Here is a 23789-nt window from a genome sequence, read left to right on the forward strand (position 1 = left end):
TTCAGCAAGTTCACCAGAGATGTAGCTGGACCCGTTGTCGCTGAGCAGCCGTGGCTTGTGGAAGTCGGTCGCCTGGGCACAGCCCGAAGCCTGCAAAGCCAAGTCCAGCGTATCGGTGACATCACTGGACTTCATCGTCGTGCAGAGCTTCCATGCGATGATATAGCGGCTGTAGTCGTCGAGGATCGTCGAGAGATAGAACCACCCCCAGCCGATGACCTTCAGATAAGTGAAGTCGGTCTGCCACAGCTGGTTCGGTCGGGTCGTCTTGTCACGAAACTCGTCGGCCGCCGATAGAACCACATAGGCCGGGCTGGTGATCAGGTCGTAAGACTTGAGGATGCGATAGACCGAGGCCTCTGACACAAAATACTTTTCCGTGTCGGTGAATTGCACGGCCAGTTCGCGCGGCGACAGATCGCTTTCCTTCAGAGCCAGGTCCTTGATCTTCTCACGCATAGGCTGCGGAATACGGTTCCAGACCCGTGATGGCTTGGGACTACGATCCTCAAGCGCTTCAGGACCACCCGACAGATACCGGTCATACCAGCGGTAGAAGGTTGTCTTGGGAATGCCCAGCTTGTCCAGTGTGCGTTTGGTCGAGAGATGTGACCCTTCGACGAGGCGGATGATCTCCAGCTTTTCGGATGCAGGATTCCTCATTCGCCATCTTCCCCATCCGCGATCATGCTTTTTTTGAGCAGTCGTAGTTCCAACGCCTGTTCGGCCACGACCTCTTTCAGGTCACGTGCCTCGCGCCGCAAGTCCTTGACCTCAGTCGATGTCGCTGCACGCGCCGTGTCGCCCGCCAGACGTTTCTTCCCAGCTTCGAGGAACTCCTTGGACCAGCTGTAGTAGAGGCTCTGTGCAATGCCCTCACGCCGGAACAACTCGGCAATGCTCTCTTCGCCCTTCAGGCCATCCAGCACGATCCTGATCTTCTCTTCCGCTGAATACTGCTTGCGGGTGGCTCGACGGATGTCTTTAACGATCTTCTCGCCGTGGCTCTTACGGGTTCCAAGTTTCTGTCTCATCTCCACTCCTTGGTGGTCACGATGTGCCAGAAACCCTCCCTTATCAAATCGGCCTAAACTGTCCCGTTGGTGCTGACGTCAGACAGGAAAGTGATCATATCAGCGCCTCTTTCGTTGATGCCTTAGCCGTGCACATGTTCGGCAATAAGTTGCGCGACTGACGGTCCGGGGCCGACAAGCTCCAGAACATTGCGATCCGGGTCGCGAATGAAGATTGTCTTGGTGCCGCGAAATTCTCGGCGGCCCGTGATGGCAATGCCGTTTTCAGCAACAAAAGCTTCAGTTGCTTCGGCGTCCTTCACTTTCACGGCCAAGTGGGTGATGCCCGGGTATTTCTCTGCCTCGTCCATCAGAACGTTCTCGCCCGCCTTTGCCGTTGCCGGGCCCAAAAGATTGATGTTGATCCCCGAAGGATGAAGCATCACCAACGGATGCCCATCGTCAAAACCACCATCGGCGATCATCTCGAACCCCAACCGCTCATAGAAGGCGACGGATGCATCGCGGTTACTGATACGGATGCCGATGTGATCGAAGTTTCTGATGTCCAACATGGTTTGACCTTTCCCTTGCTTGCAACAAAGGTATCTGTGCTTGTATTGAACTTTAATAGCTTATCTGGAACGGCATTTATTCCCAATGGATCATAATAAGGGTCTTTTCGACGGCATGGTTCTGTTCTGCACGGTTGTGGAGCAGGACGGTATGAGCGCAGCCGCCAAGCTGTTGGGCCATACGCCGAGCCATGTCAGCAAAGAGATCGCTCGCCTTGAAGCGCGGCTTGGTACCCGGCATCTGAATCGTACAACGCGCCGGATCAGCCTGACGGAATCCGGGCGCATGTATTATGAAAACGCGCGCCGGATTGTAGATGATACCCGCGCGTTGCAGGACCGATTGCATTCGGTCGGCGACCGGCCTTTTTGGGGAATTGCGGATGAGCGTGCCTGTGGTTTTCGCCCACGGGTGGCTGAATGACTGGCTGCCCGAATTTCTCCGGCGATACCCCGACGTTGATCTGAACATCGACGTATCAGAGCGTCGCGCTGACCTGATCGGTGAAGGTATCGACCTGCTGGTGCGCATCGGTGAGATGCCCCCGTCTGACCTTATCACCCGCGAAATTTTTCGCACGCAGGGTCTTACGGTGGCGTCCCCTGCTTATCTGAAACGAAACGGCACACCGGGCCATCCCGATGACCTAAAAGGGCATCAACTGATTGATTTTTCGTTTCACGGGTCCACCCAAAACTGAACCTATCCAGGGCCAGACGGAAAAGAGATCGCAGTGCCAATCGCTCCACGTATTCGATGCAACGATGCACATACTGAAAAGGTGCTTGCCCTTGCTGGTTGCGGGATTACCCGTCTTCCAGAACTTTCCTGTCAGGCTGAGCTGGATGCCGGAACACTGGTGGCGATTTTGCCCGATTTCCGCCCGCCCTTGATCGGGGTCAACGTGATCTATGCCAGCCGCGAAAACCTGCCCGCCAAAACCCGTGCCATGATCGATTTTCTGGTCGAAAAGAGCCGCTGAAAACAGAACCCACCGAATACTTCCTTGACCAAAGCGTTCTACTCGCTGTCGTCCGGGCACAACATGTCTCCGAACATCAAGTATGTCGTGCCGCGCGACAAAATCTGAGCCAATATTCTGATCTGCAGAACTCGGATACAGAATGGAAATGCCACCCTTGGCGTCCGACGTTGAGCCATCCTCAGCCTTTGGCATCAGGTATTCTAACGAGCTGGTCACTGAGGTCGATAATTCTGACAGCCAAGCTGTGCAGTGCACCGAAAGGCATACGGGATCCTTAGGAAAATAATGCTACGCAAGCTATCCCTGCGCGTAGTCCCGTTTCTTTTTGGGAGGCGCCCATTGAACCCTTGGGCGTTTGTTGGGCTGACGCTGTGTTGGATGATCAGTGTGAAAATGTCCAAAAGATCGGGTCTCAGCTCGGTTCACCGGCCAGTTCCTCGACGAAGGGCAGGATATCCCCGATATGAGCTTTGACCCAATCTGGATCGTAATACGTATCCAGATACCGATCTCCGCTGTCGCACAGCAGGGTGACGATCGAGCCGTTCCGGCCGGCGTCCATCATCTCGTTTGCAATCTGCAACGCACCCCAAAGGTTGGTTCCCGTCGACGCGCCGGCGCGTCGTCCGATCCGCTTTTCCAGCCAGAGCATCGTGGCGACACTTGCTGCGTCCGGCACTTTGATCATGCGGTCGATGATATCTGGTTGAAATGAGCGCTCGACTTTGGGTCGACCAATGCCCTCGATCCGGCTGGAGGTTTCAGACGTCAGGCTTCGGTCTCCCGTCAGGTAGCTGTCGTAGAACACAGAGTTCTCCGGATCGACGACGGTCAGGGCGGTATCATACCCTTTATAGCGAATGAAACGACCAAGCGTGGCCGACGTCCCGCCGGTGCCCGCGCTCATCACCAGCATCGCAGGCACTGGATGAGGTTCACATTCCATCTGACGGTAGATGCTTTCCGCTATGTTGTTGTTGCCGCGCCAATCGGTGGCCCGTTCTGCATAAGTGAACTGATCCATGAAGTAGCCGCCAATGGAGTTGGCAAGTTCAACCGATGCGCCGTGCATTTCCGGTGCAGAGTCTACGAAATGCGTTTGGCCCCCAAAAAACTCGATCATTCTGATCTTGCTATGCGCGGTGCTTCTCGGGATTACAGCGATGAAGGGAACGCCGATCATACGCGCGAAGTAGGCCTCGGACACCGCCGTGCTGCCGGATGACGCCTCGACGATCGTTGTGCCTTCTTTGATTTTGCCGTTGCACAAGGCGTAGAGGAACAGGGATCGGGCCAGCCGATGTTTGAGACTGCCCGTCGGATGTGTGCTTTCGTCCTTCAGGTAGATGTCCACACCTTCCAGATGCGGAACCGGCAGTTTGAACAGGTGTGTATCCGCCGACCTGTGTGCATCTGCATTGATCTTTGCGATAGCGCCCGCGACCCACCTGTTCATTTCACCCTCATGTCCGCAGTTTTATCCTGTTCGATTATGCGCCTGCCCATTTGCAGATAGCAAATGGGCAGGATCCGACGCGTCATGTTATCCACAGCACGCAACCGATTTGGTTTGTGTTGGTTCGCAAGGGACTTCGTTCGGATTGGCCCCTCGTCCCAGCCATGTCCGCTCGGCCAGATAGAAGTCAGAAAACTTCTGGTGAAAGTCTTCAGGCACAGATTTCGAAGGAACTCCGCTGGTCAAAAGCGCTTGCTGCCAGGCCTTTACTTTCGGGAAATCCGAGAGCATGTCGTAACCGCTGTGCTCCTCAACAATAGCCGCGCGATGCAGCAGAGGGAGCCAGGCGATATCCACGTTCCCAATCGTATCGCCCGAGAAATACTGTCTTTGACCCAACTGGCGCTCGGCCTTTTCGAAGGATTTTCTGAGTTTCGCCATGCGTTCGTCCAAAACCTCTTTGTTGGCGCCTTGCATCGTGCTGCATTGAACCAGATAATGTTTGGTTGCCTGATAGCTCCAGGCCCGATTGGCCGCGCGCTGCTCGGGCGTCAAGTTCTCCTGGAGTGGTGGCGTGATCTCGTCGATGTACTCGACGATTGCATCGGATTCGAACAATGACTGGCCGTTTTCGGTGATCAATACAGGAACCTGGCCGGTGGGTGAGATATCGAGAAACCACGCGGGCTTGTTCTTCAGGTCAATGTACTCAATATCATAGGGAACCTGCTTGGCCTCGAGCATCGCGGTGACGCGCTGAACGAACGGGCAGATCTTGAAACTGACGATCTTGATCATGGGTGAAGTCCTTTCTGGTTGATCCGACCTGTAAGACGACCAGCGATGCAAAAAGACGAACCTATTGGGAAAATACCTTCTAACAAGTTGATCTTGAGTGATATTTTTTGGCGGTGATGGGGTGGCTACGGATGGCGCAAGCGAAACCGGATCTCGAGAGTGTTTGGTCGGAATACCGGGCCAGCCTGTTTGCATTCCTTCGCTCAAAAGTACCGAACGAAGAAGATGCAGAAGATCTGCTTCAAGTGATCCTGCTGAAAGCGCACCAGGGCATAAGCGGTCCAAATGAGGTCAAAAGCCTGAAATCGTGGCTGTTTCAGATTGCGAGCAACACGATCACGGACTTTTATCGAAGCAGAGGGCGGCACAAATCTGTTCATCCGGATGACCTTTGGTACGGCGATCTGGATGAAAATGACCGGCATGTGCTGGAGAATTGTGTTGCACCATTCATAGATGCTCTGCCGCCCGAAATGGGCGAGCTGCTGCGCAGGATAGACTTGCAGGGCGTATCGCAAATAGATCAAGCGGCCGAACTAGGTATCAGTTACTCAACACTGAAATCCAAGGTACAGGCCAGCCGTCGTCAACTGCGTAAACTTTTCGAGAATTGCTGTGATTTCTCTTTGGATCAAAAGGGCAACATTGTTGGTTATGAACGCAAAGTGGGAAACTGTGGCCCGTGTTGAACCACAATCGTGGACCTGCCCTAGACCCCTAAACATATCACGGGATGATGCGCATTATACGAAACCCGCCAGTAGCCTAAAAGGATCAATCACTTAAGATCGACGAATGGTCGAAGACAGAAAAAACTGAGAACCGCCAGAGGACCTCAGTTGTGAATCAGCGCGTTTTCCCATTCTGAAAGAAACTTGTTTCGCTTCAGGGTGTCCAGAAATGTTATCAGGGCTGGTTCAAGCGCAATGGTTGCGTGTTCCGTGCCGTTCTTTCTTTCCTGAAGCGGCGGCAGAGTACGCGCTCCGTCCATGGGGTTGGATTGATACTTCAGAACAAACTCGATGAACCGCCGGGCTGTTGCCGGTTCACCGGATGCCCTTGAAACCAACGCTGTCCGCATCATTGTTGTCGGGTAGTCAGAGGGCAGCACAATTTCAAGGATGTCCTGGCTTTCGGCACGCGCTTCGGCGTAGCTGCCAAGCACATTGTAGGCGACCGCAATTTTTCCGTTGGTAAGGTCGTCGATCATCTCGCCCGAACAACAATAAAGCCGGGCATCAAGCCCGCCCATCACTTCCATCAACCTCCAGAACGTTTCGGACGCCCGTGCGTCCTGCGTCGCAAAAAGATAGCCCAAACCGGATTGGCGAACGTCGTAGGTTCCAATACGGCCTCTGAATACGTCTGGGCGTGCACGCAGCGTCTCGATCAGCTCCTGCCGGGATTGCGGGATTGGCAGCCCTTTGAAGGCGGCGCGGTTGATGACAATGGCCGCTGGTTCCGAAGTGAAGGCAAACAGGCTTTGCCGCCATTGCGCCCAGGCCGGATGTGACAGGTCCTCCAGAGCTAGGGCGTAGCCATCGTTTGTGAGTTTCAACTGCAAATCCATGGCGCTGGAAATGGCAATATCGAAAGCCTCGGGCTCCTCACGAAAACGCCGGTCGATATCGGCTGTTCCGGTGACCAGGTATTCGATGGCCACGTCCGGATTTCTGGCGACGAAGGCTTCGATCAGTGGCGCAAACAGGTCCGTGTCAGTGCTTGAGATTATACGCAGGGACGTGGTCCTCTGGGTTTCGTTGAAGATCTGCCGATCTTCCCAGCCCTGCGCCCATCCGACTTGGCACAGCCAGATCAAACCTAAAGCGATAAGGTTACGCACGCGCCACCCTCCGGTCGGTTTTTCAGAATTAGCTGGCCGCCATGGACCGATGCGACATCCCGTGCGATCGTCAGTCCTAGTCCTGAGCCGATGGTATTCGAGGCATTTGCCCCACGCTGAAAACGCGTGGTCAGAGTTTCGATTTCATGAGATGGAAAACCGGGCCCGTGGTCGCACACCGTGATCCGAGGGGTCGGTTTGCTCGAAACCGTGATCTCGATCTCACTTTCGACAGGTCCGTATTTCATTGCATTGTCAATTAAGTTTCGCACAGCGCTTTGGATCAAAATCGCGTCCCCGGCATAACGAACGTGCGCGTCCCCTGCCAAAGAAAGAGAAAGATCTTTCATTTCCACGATGGGCGTCAGGCGCAAAACCAGATCGCGCACAAGTTCGACAAGGTCGATCTCGTGCCGTTCCAGATGATCGGCCCGGAATGTGATCATCGCATGATCCAGAAGCTGACCTGCCGCACGAGAACTTTCGTCGATGGCCTTCACCATCGACCGCATGGCTTCGCGATTTTCCTCTTTTTCAACACGCTGCAACGTGGCTTCCGCGTAGGAACGGACGGTTGCAAGTGGCGTGCGGACTCGGTGCGCAGCCTCTGCGATGAAGTCCTCGGACTGGCTTAGGGACTGGTCCAGCCGTCCCATCAGCGAGTTGAGCGACTTGACCAGTGGAGCCATTTCCCGTGGCACTGGTTTGGCGAACGGGCTCAGGTCCTGCGGCCCCCGTCGCGCGACGGATGTCGTCAGCTTGCCAAGCTGGCCAATTGTGGTCGACGTCGCCCAAAATGAAAGTCCAGCAGCCAGCCCAAAAAAGCCGATACCGAGAAGGGCAGCATTTCGTGAAATCTGATCGAGTGTTTCGGAAAGAGCGTCTTGCGTTTGCGCAAGGACAATCTGGATTTCTGTTCGTCGGTTCGCCCCGATCAAGGTGCGGCTTGCGCTGATTTTCCGGACGTCTGAACCGCGAATATTGTCGGATTGAAATGTTTGATCATCGGCAAATGTCAGGTCCTCGTAGCCCGACAGGAATTGGCCGTCCTGCAGGATTGCATAAAACACGCGGTCGTCGGCCGGGGTGCTTAGCATCGAAAACGCCGAGTAGGGCAGGTCAAGCTCAACCGTGCCATCCCGAATTGTGGCGGCGTCCAGCATCGATGTGACCGAAGCGTCAAGGATGTTGTCCTGACCCTGTTGCGCCACCTGCACCGCAAAGTTTCGGACGGCGAGAAACAAGACCAGTGCGAGAACCGCGGCGCCTCCGATCAGGGTCAGCACCAACCGATTTCTGAGCGATCCTGATACCGCAACGCTATCCATCTTGGTCCAATCGGTAGCCAAGGCCACGCAATGTCGTGATCCTCAACTTCGAGGCTGACAAATGTTTGCGAAGGCGTGCAATATACACCTCGATCGCGTTTTCCGAAACGTCCTCATCGTAGGAAAACAACCGATCGGACAGCTTGTTCTTGGAAAAGATCTGGCCGGGTGCGTTGAGAAACAGTTCAAGAAGGCGCAGTTCGCGATTGCGCATTGTAACGGCCTCACCCCCGACAGTCAGGTGGCCTGCGACAGGGTCGAAAACGACGCCACCGATCTCGATCGTGGTTCTTGCATTGCCGGACCTGCGACGCAGGACGGCGCGGATACGGGCCTCCAACTCGGCGTGATCAAAGGGTTTGGTGACATAATCATCAGCGCCCAGATCAAGCGAACCGATTCGATCCGACACCTGGCTTCGGGCGGTCAGAACGATCACCGGAGTGTCCAAATCACTGGCGCGATGCTTCTCAAGGAACGTGCGGCCATCGCCATCAGGCAACATGATGTCGAGCAGGATAAGATCGTATTCCCCGGTCGCAACAAAGGCTGAGGCGTCTCCAAGTTTCTCTGCGTGATCAATGACATGACCATCTATTCGCATGCGTGATGCGATGGCATTGGCAAGGTCAAGATTGTCTTCGACAAGAAGGAACTTCATTGCGCTCTGGAACGATTTTTTCTGCGTGACAGGTCTGTGTCAGGTTGGTGTGCATTCTCCCACATCAACTGATCCGTAGTGCGGACGGTTGTCAATTGGGAGGACATTATGTCGAATTTCGAACTGGGCCGTCGGGCCCTTCTTGCGGCTGTTGCGGCGTTTGGTCTTGTCGGCTCGGCGGCTGCTGATGGTCACCAGGTCGTGGACAGCATCCACTTTCTGATCCCCGGCGGTGCCGGCGGCGGCTGGGATGGCACGGCGCGCGGAACTGGCGAAGCGCTGACCAAGTCGGGTCTTGTTGGAACTGCCAGCTACGAGAACATGTCAGGTGGCGGTGGTGGCAAAGCCATCGGTTATCTGATCGAAAACGCGGCCAGCAATCACGGCACGCTGATGGTGAACTCAACACCTATCGTGATCCGTTCATTGACTGGTGTTTTCCCGCAAAGCTTCCGCGATCTGACACTGGTTGCGGGAACTATCGGTGACTACGCGGCGCTTGTTGTTCCTGCGGACAGCGACATTCAAGACGTCAATGGCTTGATTGAGGCGTTCAACGCCGATCCCGCGGGCGTTGCCGTAGGTGGTGGTTCGGTCCCGGGCGGGATGGATCATCTGGTTGCCGCGATGGTGTTCCAGGCGGCGGGCGCCGACCCGGTCGCGATGAAGTATGTCCCATATGACGGCGGCGGCGCGACGATGGCGGGTCTGCTGTCTGGCGAAGTACAGGCGGTTTCAACCGGCTTTTCCGAAGCCGTGGAACTGGCCAAGGCCGGAGAGGTCCGTATCATCGGAGTGACGTCCTCGGATCGCGTGGACGCGTACCCGGATGCACCGACCATGGTCGAGCAAGGCAACGACACAACGTTTGTCAACTGGCGTGGGTTCTTCGCGGCACCGGGTCTGCCCGTCGAACAGTTGGCGGCCTATCAGGAGGCCATCGCCAAAATGTACGACACGCCCGAATGGGAAGAAGTTCGTTCGCGCAACGGCTGGGTGAACATTCACAACCCCGGCGACGATTTCCAGACCTTCCTGGAAAATCAGGAGAAGGTTATCGGCGATCTGATGCGGCAGCTTGGCTTCCTCTGATCGCGCTAATTCGCTTCCAAACACAAATGCGCCCGGGACTGCCCGGGCGTGGTACCGATAAACGAGGGAGAGGTCGATGGTGATTGATCGCTGGATAGCGCTTGTCATCCTGATGCTATGTCTTGCCTATGGCTACGCGGCTTATTTCACAATGGACGATCTGCTGCCGCCGATCATGAAACAGCGGCCGCTCTGGCCGTCGACCTTTCCCAAGGTTCTTGCCGCAGGTGGAATATTGCTGTCACTGGCTATTCTGCTCGGCTTCGAAAAAGCCCCGGCGAAAGAGGAAGCCGCGGATATCAACCTGTCCCGATTGGGCGAGTACAAGGTTGGGCAAGCGCTGTCTCTGTTAGGCCTCATGGTTGCATATGCTTTTTTGCTCCGCCCGCTTGGGTTCCTGGCGGCCACGTTCCTGTTTCTTACTTTCGGTAACTTCATTCTGGGGGAACGCCGCTATGTCCTGATGGCTGTGGTAGCGGCCATCGCGGCAGGCAGTATCTGGTATCTGGTTGATGTGGTCCTGGGCATTTTCCTCAGCCCGATGCCATCACTTCTGAACGGAGTTTGAGATGCTCGAAGGATTAATGACGGGCCTTTCAACGGCTTTCACATTCACCAACATTCTAATGGTTGTCGGCGGTTGCCTGATCGGAACATTCATCGGCATGTTGCCGGGCCTGGGCCCAATGTCGATCATCGCAATCATGATCCCGGTCGCAATCACCATCGGTGATCCCTCGGCGGCTTTGATCCTTCTGGCCGGTGTCTATTATGGTGCTGTTTTCGGGGGCTCGACCTCATCGATATTGATCAATGCGCCCGGGGTTGCCTCAACCGTGGCCACGAGCTTTGACGGCTACCCCATGACGCGCCAGGGCAAAGCTGGCAAAGCGTTAACGGTCGCCGCAATTTCAAGCTTTGCGGGTGGTACGATTGGCGCGGTCCTGTTGATGATCTTTGCCCCTGCGCTGGCTTCAGTCGCACTTCTGTTCCACTCATCCGAGTACTTCGCCCTGATGGTTGTCGGGCTTTCGGCAATCGCCGCTTTTGCCGGAACGGGGCAGGTAAGCAAGGCGTTGTTGATGACGTTTCTCGGCCTGATCATGGCCACCGTCGGAGAAGGCGTCTTGTTCAACTCACCGCGTTTCACGATGGGCATCATGGATTTGCAGTCGGGCTTTGGCTTCATAACTCTGGCCATGGCGATGTTCGCGTTGCCCGAGGCGATCTATCTGGTGCTTGATCCGAACCGATCCAAGACGGGTGATGGCGAAAAGGCCGGCGAGATCAAGGACCTTAGGATCACACGCGACGAGGCGCGCAGGATTACCCCGGTCATCGGACGTCAGTCCCTTCAGGGGTTCTTCATCGGAGTACTGCCTGGAGCTGGGGCGACGATCGCCTCTTTCCTGGGTTACGCCGTCGAGCGCAATATCGCGTCCAAAGAAGAGCAGGAGCAATTTGGCAAAGGTTCCGTCAAGGGGATCGCCGCACCGGAAAGCGCCAACAACGCCGCGTGTACGGGGTCGTTTGTTCCGCTCCTGACGCTCGGCATTCCCGGGTCTGGTACGACGGCCATCCTACTCGGTGCGTTGATTGCCTTGAATGTGTCGCCCGGTCCGCGCCTTATGGTCGACGAACCGCAGATCTTTTGGGCGGTTATTATCTCGATGTATCTGGGCAATCTGGTTCTCTTGATCCTGAACCTTCCGCTTATTCCCTACATCGCCAAGATTCTGGCCGTACCGCGCAACTTCCTTATACCGTTCATTCTGTTCTTCACCCTAATGGGTGCCTATATCGGGCAGAACAACGCGACCGAACTGCTTATTCTGGTCGGTTTTGGTGTTTGCGCCACGTTGCTGAGGTTTGCCGACTACCCGCTTGCGCCCCTGCTGATCGGGTTCATCCTTGGCCCGCTGCTGGAGAACAACTTCTCGCGCGCGATGCAACTGTATGACGGAGTAAGCTTTATCTGGGAACGTCCGATGACTTTGGGTCTGCTGGTGCTGGCCGTCGTATTGGTCGTCCTTCCCAGCTATCGCCAGCGCCGAGCACTTGCACGGGCCGAAGGCGTCGCCGATGGTGACTAAGCATTTCAGTCGATGACGGGCCAAGAGGCCGAACAAACTGTTCGGCCTTCATTTGCAAGACAGCGCAAGCAGAGTTTCCTTCAGCTCAAAGCAGAGGCCGCTGGGTACTTTAAGTCATCGCAAAGGGCATGGCGACAAGCGCCTAAATTGAGCCCAAGCAGACCCTGCGGCGCTGTTTCGGACGGATTGAGATTTGCAAGTCGCCTAACTGCAGGAAAACGCGTGTACTGAAGCAGGCGGCAACGTTGACTCCAATCACCTCGAAAGCAATGCTGCATAGTGTTTGAACACTTTGGAAGGAATACAAGCGATGACTGCGGTCGCATTGCGGGCAATCTTGGCCGCCATACTTTTGCTCCTGTTGGCTTTCAAAGCGACTGCACAAGAAGACCTGTCACGAACCCTATTCGTCAATGTCGACGTTTTTGATAGCGAAAATGCGACAGTGATCGAGCACGCCAATGTCCTCGTCGAGGGCAACTTGATTGCCGAGGTTTCAACCGATCCAATCGAACCGAACGGTGCTGTTGTCATAGACGGTCAGGGCCGGACTTTGATCCCGGGGCTGATTGATGGCCACAACCACATCATGCTGCCGACCTCGCCCCTGGCTTTGGCATACAATCTCCACTGGTCGTACACCGGCGCTCTCGTTACGCGGGAAGCGGAACGAATGCTGATGCGGGGTTTCACCACTTTGCGGGATGCGGGTGGTCCGTCCTATGGTATCGCACAGGCCATTGACGAGGGTATTGTACCCGGACCGCGCATTTTTAGTTCTGGACACTGGATCGGCCAAACATCCGGTCACTTCGACTTCCGTCTATACAATGACACCCACCATCGACAGCGCACTGACCGAACTGCCTTTGAGCGAGAATGGTCGTTCATCGCCGATGGTGTATCCGAGGTGCGGGCGGCGACCCGCGAAGTGCTGCGCCTCGGGGCCACTCAGGTAAAGATCAGCCTTGGTGGCGGCAACTCGACTCCCTACGATCCATTGGACACAACCCACTACAGCCCCGAAGAGATTCGCGCTGCGGTAGAAGCTGCCGAGGACTGGAATACATATGTCATCGTTCACGCCTACACTGATGAATCTGTGATCAGGGCGCTCAAGGGCGGCGTAAAGAGTATTGATCATGGCAATATGATATTTGAGGAGGAGACCATTAGCGCCATCCGTGATGCCGGAGCCATCCTCAATCCTCAGTTCCTCATATTCACGCCGGACGAGAATATGTTGGCCGCTGGCGATCCAGCTACCATCGAGAAGGGCGCGCCGCTGCGCGACAATGTCGAACACTATGTCTCTTTGATCAAAAAGTACGACCTCCCGATTGCCTTCGGCGTGGACTTGTTTGGAGCCCCCGAGCTTTTGGCCTTACAGAACCTTGAATTCGAACGCCGAGGTCGTTGGTGGTCAGGGGCAGAAGTTTTGCAACAGGCCACGTTTAACACCGCGAAGCTTTTGGCGATGTCAGGGCCACGAAACCCTTACCAGCAAGGTCCGCTTGGAGTAATTGAGGCGGGGGCATATGCGGATTTAATACTCGTTGACGGTGATCCGGTTGAGGACATCAACTTGCTGGTCGACCCGGACGCAAACTTTCTTATTATAATGAAGGACGGCGTTATCTACAAAAACGCACTCGGGGGCTAAGACTGTTCACCGTACGTCTGCTTCCCGCTCTCGGTGATGAACATCATGTCCCCTATGCTATGTCAGAGGTTTTGGGAGCTTAGCCCCGGTATTGCTGAAGGCAATCTTGCAACCAGTGAACAGGCGGTAAGGGATGCAAAATTCCCTTATTGGCGACAGGCTCCGAGTACTGGCGGTTTATTCTAGCTCCTATCTCTCCAGCGCTGACAAATGCTGCTCAACCATCGCACGATATCCTGCTCCAAACAGGCGAAGGTGCACAAGCGCTGGCCAGAGTTGGTAGGCGTGCCGACGGAGTTTCCAGCCTTCATCCGGTATGCCATAGGCCTGCCAAAACTTTTTCGGCGGAGACCCGAATAGTGTCAGCATTGCAAGATCAACTTCGGAGTGGCCAAAATAACAAGCCGGATCGATCAGATATGCTGCACCATCCGCTGCGAAATGAACGTTTCCCGACCAGAGGTCACCATGCAGTAGGGAGGGTCTTGGGCGAACTGGCACGATCTGATTGACAAGGGGTTGGAGCTTTTCCAATCTCCGTGCGACGTCGGCAGGCAAAAGGTCGATATCGGCGGCCAGACGTTTCTCGAACCAGAAGGCCGACCAGTCATCGCTCCATCCATTGCGTATCCGCACGGTTTCGAAAGCGTAGTCCTCGCTCCAGCCGTAATGATCCGATTTGCAACTATGCATGGCGCGCAGGTTTGTACCGAATGCAAGCCATGATTGATCAGACGGGGCTGCAGCTGCGCCGAGGTCCTTGAGAACCAGAACACTGTTGCTGCTCATGATCGGCAGCGGCACGTGTGCGCCAGCACCCGCCAACTTATGCAACATGCGTCCTTCGCGATCAGGGTGCGGACCTGACTTAACAACCACATCTTTGCCTGATCCGAGGCGAAGCCGGATGACTTTCGAGAGATCCCCGCCGTGAAATGATTCCCAAGCAAGAGCTGTGTCGTCCAAGAGCGTCAATGCGTCTCTTACGATCTGGTTTTCTGTTGCATTTGAGTGTCGGGCGCTCATCACAATGTGTCCTCAAGGGGAACTCACTTTAGGCAACTTCAGAGCGGGCAGTGCATGGAGGCGAGTGAGCGGCCTCATCTGACGGATCCAATTCGAATGCTAGTGTATCATTGACCTTTGTTCCATCGGGATGGTGGTTTCAATTACTGGCGCGCGATAGCCCGGAGCACCGTGAGGCTGGCGGTCTTGTACATGCATGCTCAATCCCGGATATGTTGGAACATGGCAGTGCCCTTCTGAAGATTACGCCGAAATTGGAACAATTGACGCTGAGCGACATCGTCCCTCAGGCCCGCCGGACGGATTCAGTGGCCCCGAGAACGAGCTAGTGGGAAAGTCAATTCTTCATCACTAGCAGCATACGTACCGGCCTCTGACTAGATCACCGGCTTCCAGAGTCCACCAAGCTCGCGACGTGCCACATGTGTTGTGATGAGAAGGGCAATCATCCACCCGGTTATGACCGCTGCGGCCGTTCCGATCCACACGCCGATCTCGTTGAAACTCAGCAGGCCGACAAATATCCAGACGAAGAAAGCAACCCCAAAACCCTGCCGATACAGGCTGATCCAGACGGTCCAGATCGGCCTTTTCAGTGCCTGCAAAAGCGAGTTGATCGAAAACAGCATCATGTAAAACGGAAGGATCAGGCTGTCGACGCGCAGGTAGCTTAGTCCTACGCGGATCACTTCGGGGTCGTCGGTAAACAGGCCCAGAACCGGACCGCCGAAAATCCACAGGGCAGGTGCGGCGATGGCGGTCATGATGAACCCAACCTTCCAGCAATAGAACAAGGCTTCGCGCACCCTCGCACCGTCGCGGGCTCCGAAATTCTGGGAGGCTATGGGCAGAAGGGCGCCGGTGACGCCCAACACGGGCAACAGCAGGATTTGCTCCAGACGAATGGCCACGCCGTACCCTGCGATTGCGTGTTCGCCAAAAATCTTAAGCGCAAACTGCATCACGAACCCGGACAGCAACATCACCATGAACGACGTGGCTGTGGGCAATACCTGTAGCGAGATTTCAGCAAATTTTTCCAGGCGCGGAACAAAATTCCGCACCCGCATCCGTTGCATCCTGCGCCGTCTGAGCACCTGACGTATCAGGAAGAGCATGACCCCTGTCTGACTGATCACGGTTGATACCGCCAGACCGTCAAACCCGATGCCGGGAACAAGGCCCGGAACCCCGTAGATCAGCAATGGATTCAGTCCAATATTGGCGAAAAAAGCGACAATCAGCGCCCGCTGCATGGAAACGGCATCGCCATGTGCCTGAAGGATACCGTTACAGCCAAAGGCCAGCAGAAAACCTGGAAGAGCAAGGAGCAACCAAAAGAAATACCGCAGACCTGCATCGCGATAATCCCCGGGCTCGGACACCAATCGGATCAACGCGGGACCATACCACAGACCAGCCAGGGCAAGAACGCACGCGGCCAGGAAGCCGTAGCTCATGCCTTGTGCAGCCAGTCTGCGAGCCTTGCGATGGTCACCCGCGCCCAGTGCGTTGCCGACGAGTGCGCTCATGGCGGCGCCAAGCCCAACGCCTATTGAGATCGCAACAAAAAACGCCTGAAACCCAAGTGCGAGCCCGGCCTGAGCACTTGTGGACAAGAGCCCTGCGAAGAACATGTCGACAACATTGTAGAGCGTGTTGAACAGCATCCCGATGGCGCCGGGAATGGCCAAGGTGCGAAAATGCACCGAGATCGGCCCTCGCGTCAGATCAAGTTCGGCAGGAATGGCCATTTCAGCATTTCTTTACGGGCGCTCGGCCTGAACGGTCAGAAAAACGAACTCTGGCGTCAAAACCTCTTCGAACCCATGGTTCAGTTCGGCGTCGACGCTGATGCTGTCCCCGGCTGACAGGGTGAATCGCGCCTCGCCGTAACGATAGACAGCCTGACCCTCCAGCGCCTGAACAAAGACGACCCCGTGGCCGACATAAGTCGGCGGGCGGCATTCATCGCGCAAAAGAGTGACCCGCCGCGCCTGAAATCGCAGGTCCTTGCGGGAATGCAGGGCCAGATTGACGTATTCATGGGAATGCCCGCCAGCAAGACGGGTGGACTTCAGCCCCTGTCCATGGCGAACCAGGGTATAGTCGGTGTGATCTGTCCGCGCTTCGCGAAACAGCGAGACGATAGGCACTTCAAGCGCCTCGGCCAATGCGGCCAATGTATCGATCGAAGGCGACACAAGCCCGTTTTCAATGCGGCTGACCATCGCCGCTGAAATGCCCGATTGCTCGGCCAGACGACGGGCCGATTGTTTCCGGCTTTGGCGCAGCTCCTTCAGCGATGCACCGATCGCGCGGTCAATCTGTCTTCCCGGAGTGTCATCCTGCATGGTACATCCCGTCACTCGTCGGCGTAATAACCCACGACATCTCCCTCTGTGGTCACGCCGAGACCGTTCAGCAACCGGTTCACGTAGTTGAAATATCCAACAATCTGGTTGATTTCGAGGATCTCTCCGTCGTCCCATCCGGCTTCCTTCAGGGCCGAGACGTCAGACTCGGCCATCGCAGCGGGCGATTGGGTAAGTTTTCCGGCATAGACCATCGCTGCCAGCTCTGCGCCGTCAAATGCGTCCTCCGGGCGGTTGGCTTTCAGCGCGGCTTCAATCCTGTCGGCGCGTGCATCATCCCCGATCAGATGCCGGGCATTGGCCCAGTGATTGGCATAGGAATAGGGGCAGCCGTTCAGGGTGGACACATAAGAGCTTATGACTTCCTGAAACCACATGGGCACGGTGTTGACGTCATCGTGCAGACAGGCCCGGTACAAAATAACGTGCCCATTCATCGTATTGGGCCGCAGCGAATGCACGCGCATGACATTGTCGACGGTTCCGTGCGGCGTACGGGCCAGGTCCAATGCGGCCTTTAGCTGATCGTCGGCATCCTCGTCAGAAATCATCCGAATCCAGGCAGACATTCATGCTCCTTCCGTTGGCCGTCAGATCAAATTTCAGGCAGTCAGAAACTACCCGCTGAGTTTTTTATTGACGAATATTGCATATTAAGCAACCATATTAATCAGTGCGCAACAGAATTGAGGATTCCATGGCCTTACCAGATTGCCCCACTCAATCGTATCGCCAAGTCGATGGCACTGCTTGGGCCGACCCAAAATTGCGCCGAAACAAATGTTCCGCGCGCAGGTATTTCCGAAGGCGACCGCTCTCGCCACAGGCTTCCTGAACGCACAACGCCCTCAATATGCGATCCCGAATTAGAACAGGTCAGGCATGAACCAACCCACTCCGATGATCGAGGTAAGCAATCTGGACAAGTTCTATGGTGGCTTTCACGCGCTTAAGAACATCGATCTGACCGTGCACCAAGGTGAAAAGGTTGTCATCTGTGGTCCCTCAGGTTCCGGAAAGTCGACCCTGATCCGCTGTTTCAACGGGCTGGAGTGGCATAATTCCGGGCGCCTCGTGATTGATGGGATCGAGGTTTTTGAAGGGGCCAAGGAAATTCGCGAGCTGCGTCAGGAAGTTGGCATGGTCTTCCAGCAGTTCAATCTGTTTCCACATCTGACTGTGCTGGAAAACCTGATGATCGGCCCCATGAAGGTACGTAAGGTTCCAAAGGCGAAGGCCGAAGAAACCGCGCGCAACTATCTTGACCGTGTCCACATTCCGGAACAGGCCGACAAATACCCGGCGCAGTTGTCCGGCGGTCAACAACAGCGCGTGGCCATTGCCCGGTCTCTTTGCATGGAGACCCGGATCATGCTGTTTGACGAACCGACTTCCGCACTTGACCCTGAAATGATCAATGAAGTGCTTGATGTGATGGTCGAGCTTGCCGACACAGGCATGACGATGGTTGTCGTCACGCATGAAATGGGTTTTGCCCGCAAAGTCGCTGACACGATGGTTTTCATGGAAGCCGGTCAGATCGTCGAAGTTTCGCCGCCGGAACAGTTCTTTACCAACCCATCCAGCGAACGGTGCCGGTTGTTCCTGAACCAGATACTGGAACACTGACATGAGCGATCTGGGCATATCTGCACCAAAGGGCCAGCCACTGCCCAAGCCACCGCTCTACAAGCGCTTTTTCGGCTCGGTCCCCGTTTCTGTCGTCATGTATGCGATCATCGTGGGGCTGATTGCCTATGGCTCTTACGTTGGCGCGCAGGGCATGGGATACAACTGGCAATGGTACAGGGTGCCGCAATTTCTGTACCGCAACACCGAACTGGGGTTCGAATGGGGCGAAATCCCGATCGGGCTGGTGGCCACAATCAAGCTATCGGTTACCGCGTTTCTGCTGGCAACCGTTATTGGATTGTTCGTGGCGCTGCTGCGCCTGTCCGGTCTGGTCGTTGGGTCGGCAGTCGCCGTCGGTTATCTGGAGCTGATCCGAAACATCCCGCTGCTGGTCCTGCTCTATCTGTTCTATTACGTTCTGGGGCCGATTTTCGGGTTTGATCGCTATACCGCCAGCATCCTGACGCTGGCCGTGTTCCATTCCGCCCTGATTTCGGAAATCCTGCGCGCCGGGATCAACGCGGTTCCGATCGGGCAGTGGGAGGCCGCCAAATCCATCGGGATGAGTCCTGCCCAGACGTATCGCTATATCATCCTGCCCCAATCCGTCCGTTTCATGCTGCCGCCGATGACCGGCGAGGTCGTGCACCTCATCAAATCCTCAGCGATTGTCAGCGTGATTGCGGTGGCCGAACTGACCACTTTCGGACGCAACATCATTTCAGACACGTATATGAGTTTCGAAATCTGGTTCACCATCGCACTGGCCTATCTGGTGGTGACCCTGATCCTGTCGATTGGCGTAAGCCATCTGGAGAAGAAATATGCCGTCGACCAATAAAACTGAAACAATTGTCGGACAACAAGGAGAACCAAGATGAAGCTTTCTCGCAGAATGCTCGGGGCAGCCCTGGGCGCGGTCGTGGCGACTGGTGTGGCGACGTCGGGCTGGGCGCAAAGCGCGACCCAAGAACTGTCCAGCGAAAGTGTTATTGAAACCATCAAACAGGACGGGGTGATCCGGATCGGCCTATCGCTGTTCGTGCCATGGTCGATGCGCGACAAGAATGGCGATCTGATCGGCTTTGAACTGGATGTCGGCCGAAAACTGGCTGAGGACATGGGCGTCGAAGTTGAATTTGTGCCCACCGCCTGGGACGGAATCATTCCGGCGCTGGTGTCGGGCAATTTCGACGTGATCATCTCGGGCATGTCCGTGACCGCACAGCGTAACCTGACAATCAATTTCACAGACCCGTATGCATATTCGGGCCTTGCAATTCTGGCGAACAAGGAGTTGACGGCAGGCATGGCGCGCGAAGATCTGAATTCGTCCGAGGTGACCTTCGCGGCCCGTCGCGGCGCGACCCCGGCGACCGTGATCGCAAAGGCATTCCCCGAAGCCAACCTGTTGCTTTTTGATGAAGACGGCGCGTCCACTCAGGAGGTTCTGAACGGGAATGCCCATGCCACGATGGCGTCGCAACCGACCCCCAACCGTGAGGCAGGTCGCAACCCCGAGACATTGGTTGTTCTCGAGGGTGAACTTTTCGACCCGCGCGGTGAAGCATTTGGCATGCGCAAGGGCGACCCGGACGCCATGAACTTCTTCAACAACTGGATTGCCCAGCAATGGCGGTCCGGCTGGCTGGAAGAGCGTCATAACTACTGGTTCGCCACCGAAGAGTGGGCTGATCAGGTCGCACAGTAACATATCCGACCGGGGGCGGGCACACCGCCCCCGGAGCTAAGGCGGAGCGAACCCGGTGCAGAACTTCCTCAAGAAACTCAGATTGCCTGATTACCTGATCATGGCGATTTTGCTCGCCTTCTTCGGGTATATCTGGGTGTCGATTGAAGGCACGCTGAACTACAAGTGGCGCTGGGAACTGATCCCCGGATATATCGTTGGCTGGCATACAGGTCGTGAGGAGTATTTTGCCAACCTGCTGTTGCAGGGTCTGGCGGCCACCATTCGCATCAGCATTTATTCGGGCATTCTGGCTTTGCTGCTGGGCACGATACTGGGTGTCGCGCGCTGTTCGGCCAACCTGACGATCCGGATGCTGGCGCGCACCTATCTGGAATTCCTGCGTAATGTCCCGCCCGTTGTTGTTGTTTTTATCTTCTTCTTTTTCCTGTCCCAGCAACTGATCGATGCGTTGAACCTGGAACGCTGGGCCCGCGGAATTGCACGACAGGAAGACAACCAGATCTGGACGTTTTTCTTCGGCGAAATGCGACGTTTCCCATCGCTGGTTTCCGGCGTCATCGTTCTGGCCCTGTTCGAAAGCGCGTTTGTGGGGGAAATTGTCCGGGCCGGGATTCAGTCCATCCCAAAAGGCCAGCGCGAAGCTGCTCGTTCGATCGGGATGAGCCGTTTTCAGGAGCTGCGCTACATCGTGCTGCCTCAGGCGATGAAAAAAGTGGTCCCGCCGCTGGCAAACCAGTTCATATCCCTGATCAAGGACAGCTCGATCCTTTCACTGATTTCGGTTCAGGAACTCACTTACAAGACAGTTGAACTTGTCGCTTCATCTAGGATGATATTCGAGGCGTGGATCACGACCGCAGCGTTTTACTTCGTCGTATGTTTCGGCCTAAGCCGCCTTTTTGCACGCCTCGAAAAACGATCAGACAAAAGATGAGTTCGTAATCCGTCTGAACCTGAACGTTCAGCGCGGTTGTCAGAAACGGGCCTGAACCATCCCGTTTTCAACCCGCGTCTCGAACACCCGCATAGAACGCGTGGCCGGGGCAGACACAGGCTTGCCGTCCCGCACGTCGAACGCACCCTGATGCAGCGGACACTCGATCACGTGGCCATCAAAATAGCCGTCGCAAAGATCGGCCCCGCCATGGTTGCACAACGCCAGCGATGCGTGGATGCCGCTTGGCGTATCGTAGACCGCGATCATGCGTGGGCCGATTTCGACCCGCGTAACCCAGTTTTTCTCAAGTTTGGACACCGCGATCACATCGCGCCAGGTTTTTTCGGCCGTCATCGTTCAAACCTCTGCCGCATGTTCGCGTTTGCGCTGCAAGATCTGCCGTAAAATGTCGCGATGGGCGGCCAGATACCCGCCATTTTCAACGAATATGTGGTCCTTCAGCTTTTCATGCAGACGGGGCAATGCATGAAACGGCACAGAGGCGACATAGTGATGTTCCGCATGATAGTTCATGTTCCAACACAAAAATGCCATCGGCGCCGATACCAGGTTAGTCCGGGTGTTTTCCGACATCCGGGCAACGGTGGGCCGCCCGACATGTTCGGTCATGCGCACAAACCGCATGACCGGTTCGCCCAGAAACAACGGTATGATCCAGTACCAGATCAAACCCCACCACCCGGTCAGCGCCATGGCCAAGAATAGTGCGGCATAGATACCCAGCATCATTCGTGCGTCCCGAAATACGGCCTGGTGTTCGACCTTCGGGATAAATCGAAGCTCGGCCTCGCTCAGGCGGCCGGATGCATGGCGAAACACCTCTGTGAACTTGCCGCGCCAGTAGGGCAGAGCGGAAAGGTATAGAAAATACTGCCCCAAGGACTTGGGCAGCGGTATCAGTTCAGGGTCTTCTCCGGTCAGCTGTGTGTACGTGTGATGATCGCAATGCTCGTACCTGAAAAAGCGGTGCGGCAATATGATGATCAGCCCGCAGATCTGTCCCACCAGATCATTCAGCCAACGCGTCCGAAATACCGTATAGTGCACACATTCGTGCTGCAGCGAGAAATGGTGCACCAGAACGACGCCTTGCAGGAACATGGCAGGCCAAATCAGCCAGCTGTCCCAGGCAAGAGTGATGAGTGTTGATGTAAGGGCAAGTAACAGGACCCAAAGCGCCAGGTGGCGTAATCCCGGTCCGTTCGAACGTTGCATGAAGCTTCTGAGCTCTTCGCGCGTGAGTTTTCCTTCGGCCAGGGCCTGAGTCAGCGGCGTGACGATTGGTTTTGGCATGTGATTTCCACAATTTTTGCCGGTGTGGGGGTCGCGCCCTCTGCACATGATCCGGCACCGGAGACGGGAGTGCTCCGCACCATAAGGCCAACTCGGTCAGGCCTTATTAACAATGGATTATCTAACCAGAGCGTGATTCGATCAAGCCAGGATAGGTCAGACAGCCACGCGCAGCCCGATATCCGGATCGGGATTTGCAAACAAATCAGCGGCGCAGGAATGCCGGGCGAGTATCGACGGACCGTTGGGCAACCTTTCCGCGTGGAAAACACCGTGATCCCAATACGTCGCCCCATCAATCACGATTGTCGGATCAATCACGTTCCAACTAATCTCGCCCGGGGCATATGCTCCGCATGTGTGGAAATGCAGAATGCGAGGATTGCCGAAAGCGGCACCTCCCCAGCGCTCGAAATTTTCCCGCATGTCCCATGGGTATCCGCAGCCGGGATGAATGCCCGCGTGCCAGGAATGTACAAAATTCCGGTCGATGCCGAACTGTCCGGCGACCCGATCATAGTGTGCCTCGGCTCTGGCGGCATTTTCGGCGTCACCGTCAAACCGCGTCAGGCGACCGTTCTCCATCATGGCGAAGACCGGTCTGTCAAATTCCAGTGTATAATCGTCATAGTATTTCGATCCTGTGCCCGTCAGGAAGCTGATGGCCACACGACCGGAAAAACTGTACGCGGGAACCGGTGTGAATACGGACATCGGAAACCGCAAAATGGATGTGTCGCCGGTGGGTTTCAAATCCATGATTGGTCGCCCCCGCACATCCGATCCCAGAGGGCAGGTGATCCGCACGTCATCCGCCCTATCCAGAACCGCGTTGACGTCGGCCTTGAGTTCCATGAAGGCGTCGTGGTGTCCGTTGGAAAACCCTGAACCCAGAAGCTCCTGATTCACGGCAAAGCTGACGATGATCTTCTTTCCCTGCGGCATGTCCGAAAACCGCAACTGATCCCCCAGACGCGCCAGAAACAAAATGATGTCCGCGGCCTGAAAACGGGCCAGAAGATCGGGCGAAAGATGCGGGTTGTCAGGGTTGAAACCGACATCGACCGCGTCAACGACCAGCCCCAGCTGCTGGGCGGCATTTCTGACCACCTTGACGCAGTCGGCATCAAAATACCCAAACTCCGGGGGTTCATACGCGATCAGCAACCGGTCACCTGTGGATGCACGGGCACAATTCACCAGCAGATTTCGCGCTCCTCGCTCGGGCGTCGTGTCGGACATCAATAACCCCTAATACCTGACTTTAATGAATTTAATGGACG

The 23789-nt window shown here is 55.7% G+C and carries 23 protein-coding genes and 2 pseudogenes; 11 read left to right on the forward strand and 14 right to left on the reverse strand.

Going from position 1 to position 23789, the window contains the following annotated elements; all coding sequences use genetic code 11:
* Both ACR0JW_RS20910 and ACR0JW_RS20915 read right to left on the reverse strand, forming a co-directional pair.
* Positions 1-1034 (reverse strand): annotated as a pseudogene (locus ACR0JW_RS20910) (IS3 family transposase); the annotation flags it as partial.
* Between the two features lie 122 nt (positions 1035-1156).
* Positions 1157-1588, reverse strand: coding sequence for a VOC family protein (locus tag ACR0JW_RS20915; protein WP_170682465.1), 432 nt, complete (start codon positions 1586-1588; stop codon positions 1157-1159).
* A gap of 85 nt (positions 1589-1673) precedes the next feature.
* Here ACR0JW_RS20915 and ACR0JW_RS20920 point away from each other — a divergent pair, with 85 nt between their 5' ends.
* Positions 1674-2012 (forward strand): LysR family transcriptional regulator, encoded by a 339-nt coding sequence (locus ACR0JW_RS20920; RefSeq protein ID WP_170682464.1) that lies wholly within the window; start codon positions 1674-1676, stop codon positions 2010-2012.
* Positions 1972-2571, forward strand: a pseudogene (locus tag ACR0JW_RS20925) (substrate binding domain-containing protein). The gene ACR0JW_RS20920 and the pseudogene ACR0JW_RS20925 overlap by 41 nt, the downstream one beginning before the upstream one ends.
* A gap of 415 nt (positions 2572-2986) precedes the next feature.
* Here the strand turns inward: ACR0JW_RS20925 and ACR0JW_RS20930 are convergent.
* The gene (locus ACR0JW_RS20930; RefSeq protein ID WP_170682461.1) at positions 2987-4030 is read right to left on the reverse strand and encodes a PLP-dependent cysteine synthase family protein; all 1044 of its coding nucleotides are present in this window, start codon (positions 4028-4030) and stop codon (positions 2987-2989) included.
* Positions 4031-4117: 87 nt separating this feature from the next.
* Positions 4118-4828 (reverse strand): glutathione S-transferase family protein, encoded by a 711-nt coding sequence (locus tag ACR0JW_RS20935; RefSeq protein WP_480714394.1) that lies wholly within the window; start codon positions 4826-4828, stop codon positions 4118-4120.
* Between the two features lie 131 nt (positions 4829-4959).
* Between ACR0JW_RS20935 and sigZ the strand changes: the two genes are divergently transcribed.
* Positions 4960-5517 (forward strand): RNA polymerase sigma factor SigZ, encoded by a 558-nt coding sequence (gene sigZ / locus ACR0JW_RS20940; RefSeq protein ID WP_170682459.1) that lies wholly within the window; start codon positions 4960-4962, stop codon positions 5515-5517.
* A 146-nt stretch (positions 5518-5663) separates the two neighbouring features.
* On the opposite strand, the gene ACR0JW_RS20945 is transcribed toward sigZ, so the two are convergent.
* Genes ACR0JW_RS20945 through ACR0JW_RS20955 form a run of 3 tightly spaced genes read right to left on the reverse strand, consistent with a single transcriptional unit; the run spans position 5664 to position 8660 of the window.
* The gene (locus tag ACR0JW_RS20945) at positions 5664-6671 is read right to left on the reverse strand and encodes an ABC transporter substrate-binding protein (protein WP_480714395.1); all 1008 of its coding nucleotides are present in this window, start codon (positions 6669-6671) and stop codon (positions 5664-5666) included.
* On the reverse strand, positions 6650-7999 hold the full coding sequence (locus ACR0JW_RS20950; RefSeq protein ID WP_170682457.1) for a sensor histidine kinase: 1350 nt from the start codon (positions 7997-7999) through the stop codon (positions 6650-6652). The genes ACR0JW_RS20945 and ACR0JW_RS20950 overlap by 22 nt, the downstream gene beginning before the upstream one ends.
* Positions 7992-8660 (reverse strand): response regulator transcription factor, encoded by a 669-nt coding sequence (locus tag ACR0JW_RS20955; protein ID WP_170682456.1) that lies wholly within the window; start codon positions 8658-8660, stop codon positions 7992-7994. The genes ACR0JW_RS20950 and ACR0JW_RS20955 overlap by 8 nt, the downstream gene beginning before the upstream one ends.
* Before the next feature lie 108 nt (positions 8661-8768).
* Here ACR0JW_RS20955 and ACR0JW_RS20960 point away from each other — a divergent pair, with 108 nt between their 5' ends.
* From ACR0JW_RS20960 to ACR0JW_RS20975, 4 genes are all read left to right on the forward strand, one after another.
* Entirely contained in the window at positions 8769-9752 is a 984-nt protein-coding gene (locus ACR0JW_RS20960) for a tripartite tricarboxylate transporter substrate-binding protein (RefSeq protein WP_170682455.1), read from the forward strand.
* A gap of 76 nt (positions 9753-9828) precedes the next feature.
* Positions 9829-10320, forward strand: a complete 492-nt coding sequence (locus ACR0JW_RS20965; protein ID WP_170682454.1) for a tripartite tricarboxylate transporter TctB family protein — start codon at positions 9829-9831, stop codon at positions 10318-10320.
* Position 10321: 1 nt separating this feature from the next.
* Positions 10322-11845 carry a tripartite tricarboxylate transporter permease gene (locus ACR0JW_RS20970; RefSeq protein WP_170613887.1) on the forward strand — a complete coding sequence of 508 codons (1524 nt, stop codon included), beginning with the start codon at positions 10322-10324 and terminating at the stop codon, positions 11843-11845.
* A 310-nt stretch (positions 11846-12155) separates the two neighbouring features.
* Positions 12156-13508 (forward strand): amidohydrolase family protein, encoded by a 1353-nt coding sequence (locus ACR0JW_RS20975; RefSeq protein WP_170682453.1) that lies wholly within the window; start codon positions 12156-12158, stop codon positions 13506-13508.
* 189 nt (positions 13509-13697) lie between these two features.
* Here the strand turns inward: ACR0JW_RS20975 and ACR0JW_RS20980 are convergent, their stop codons facing one another.
* From ACR0JW_RS20980 to ACR0JW_RS20995, 4 genes are all read right to left on the reverse strand, one after another.
* Entirely contained in the window at positions 13698-14534 is an 837-nt protein-coding gene (locus tag ACR0JW_RS20980) for a fructosamine kinase family protein (RefSeq protein ID WP_170682452.1), read from the reverse strand.
* 377 nt (positions 14535-14911) lie between these two features.
* Positions 14912-16288 (reverse strand): MATE family efflux transporter, encoded by a 1377-nt coding sequence (locus tag ACR0JW_RS20985; RefSeq protein WP_170682451.1) that lies wholly within the window; start codon positions 16286-16288, stop codon positions 14912-14914.
* Positions 16289-16300: 12 nt separating this feature from the next.
* Positions 16301-16888: a helix-turn-helix domain-containing protein gene (locus ACR0JW_RS20990; protein WP_480714396.1), complete on the reverse strand. Its 588-nt coding sequence runs from the start codon at positions 16886-16888 to the stop codon at positions 16301-16303.
* Positions 16889-16899: 11 nt separating this feature from the next.
* Positions 16900-17478, reverse strand: coding sequence for a peroxidase-related enzyme (locus tag ACR0JW_RS20995; RefSeq protein WP_170682450.1), 579 nt, complete (start codon positions 17476-17478; stop codon positions 16900-16902).
* A gap of 313 nt (positions 17479-17791) precedes the next feature.
* Here ACR0JW_RS20995 and ACR0JW_RS21000 point away from each other — a divergent pair, with 313 nt between their 5' ends.
* Genes ACR0JW_RS21000 through ACR0JW_RS21015 form a run of 4 tightly spaced genes read left to right on the forward strand, consistent with a single transcriptional unit; the run spans position 17792 to position 21189 of the window.
* Positions 17792-18538 carry an amino acid ABC transporter ATP-binding protein gene (locus ACR0JW_RS21000; RefSeq protein WP_480492299.1) on the forward strand — a complete coding sequence of 249 codons (747 nt, stop codon included), beginning with the start codon at positions 17792-17794 and terminating at the stop codon, positions 18536-18538.
* A 1-nt stretch (position 18539) separates the two neighbouring features.
* Positions 18540-19382, forward strand: coding sequence for an amino acid ABC transporter permease (locus ACR0JW_RS21005; RefSeq protein ID WP_170682449.1), 843 nt, complete (start codon positions 18540-18542; stop codon positions 19380-19382).
* Between the two features lie 36 nt (positions 19383-19418).
* The gene (locus tag ACR0JW_RS21010) at positions 19419-20252 is read left to right on the forward strand and encodes a transporter substrate-binding domain-containing protein (RefSeq protein WP_170682448.1); all 834 of its coding nucleotides are present in this window, start codon (positions 19419-19421) and stop codon (positions 20250-20252) included.
* Positions 20253-20307: 55 nt separating this feature from the next.
* On the forward strand, positions 20308-21189 hold the full coding sequence (locus tag ACR0JW_RS21015) for an amino acid ABC transporter permease (RefSeq protein WP_170682447.1): 882 nt from the start codon (positions 20308-20310) through the stop codon (positions 21187-21189).
* 39 nt (positions 21190-21228) lie between these two features.
* Here ACR0JW_RS21015 and ACR0JW_RS21020 read toward each other — a convergent pair whose 3' ends face one another.
* From ACR0JW_RS21020 to ACR0JW_RS21030, 3 genes are all read right to left on the reverse strand, one after another.
* A complete protein-coding gene (locus ACR0JW_RS21020) occupies positions 21229-21546 on the reverse strand; it encodes a non-heme iron oxygenase ferredoxin subunit (RefSeq protein ID WP_170682446.1) in 318 nt (105 codons plus the stop codon).
* Between the two features lie 3 nt (positions 21547-21549).
* Positions 21550-22506, reverse strand: coding sequence for a fatty acid desaturase family protein (locus ACR0JW_RS21025; RefSeq protein WP_170682445.1), 957 nt, complete (start codon positions 22504-22506; stop codon positions 21550-21552).
* A gap of 156 nt (positions 22507-22662) precedes the next feature.
* Entirely contained in the window at positions 22663-23748 is a 1086-nt protein-coding gene (locus ACR0JW_RS21030) for a hypothetical protein (protein WP_170682444.1), read from the reverse strand.
* Positions 23749-23789: the final 41 nt, after the last annotated feature.

This window comes from Ruegeria sp. BG6, assembly GCF_056538465.1.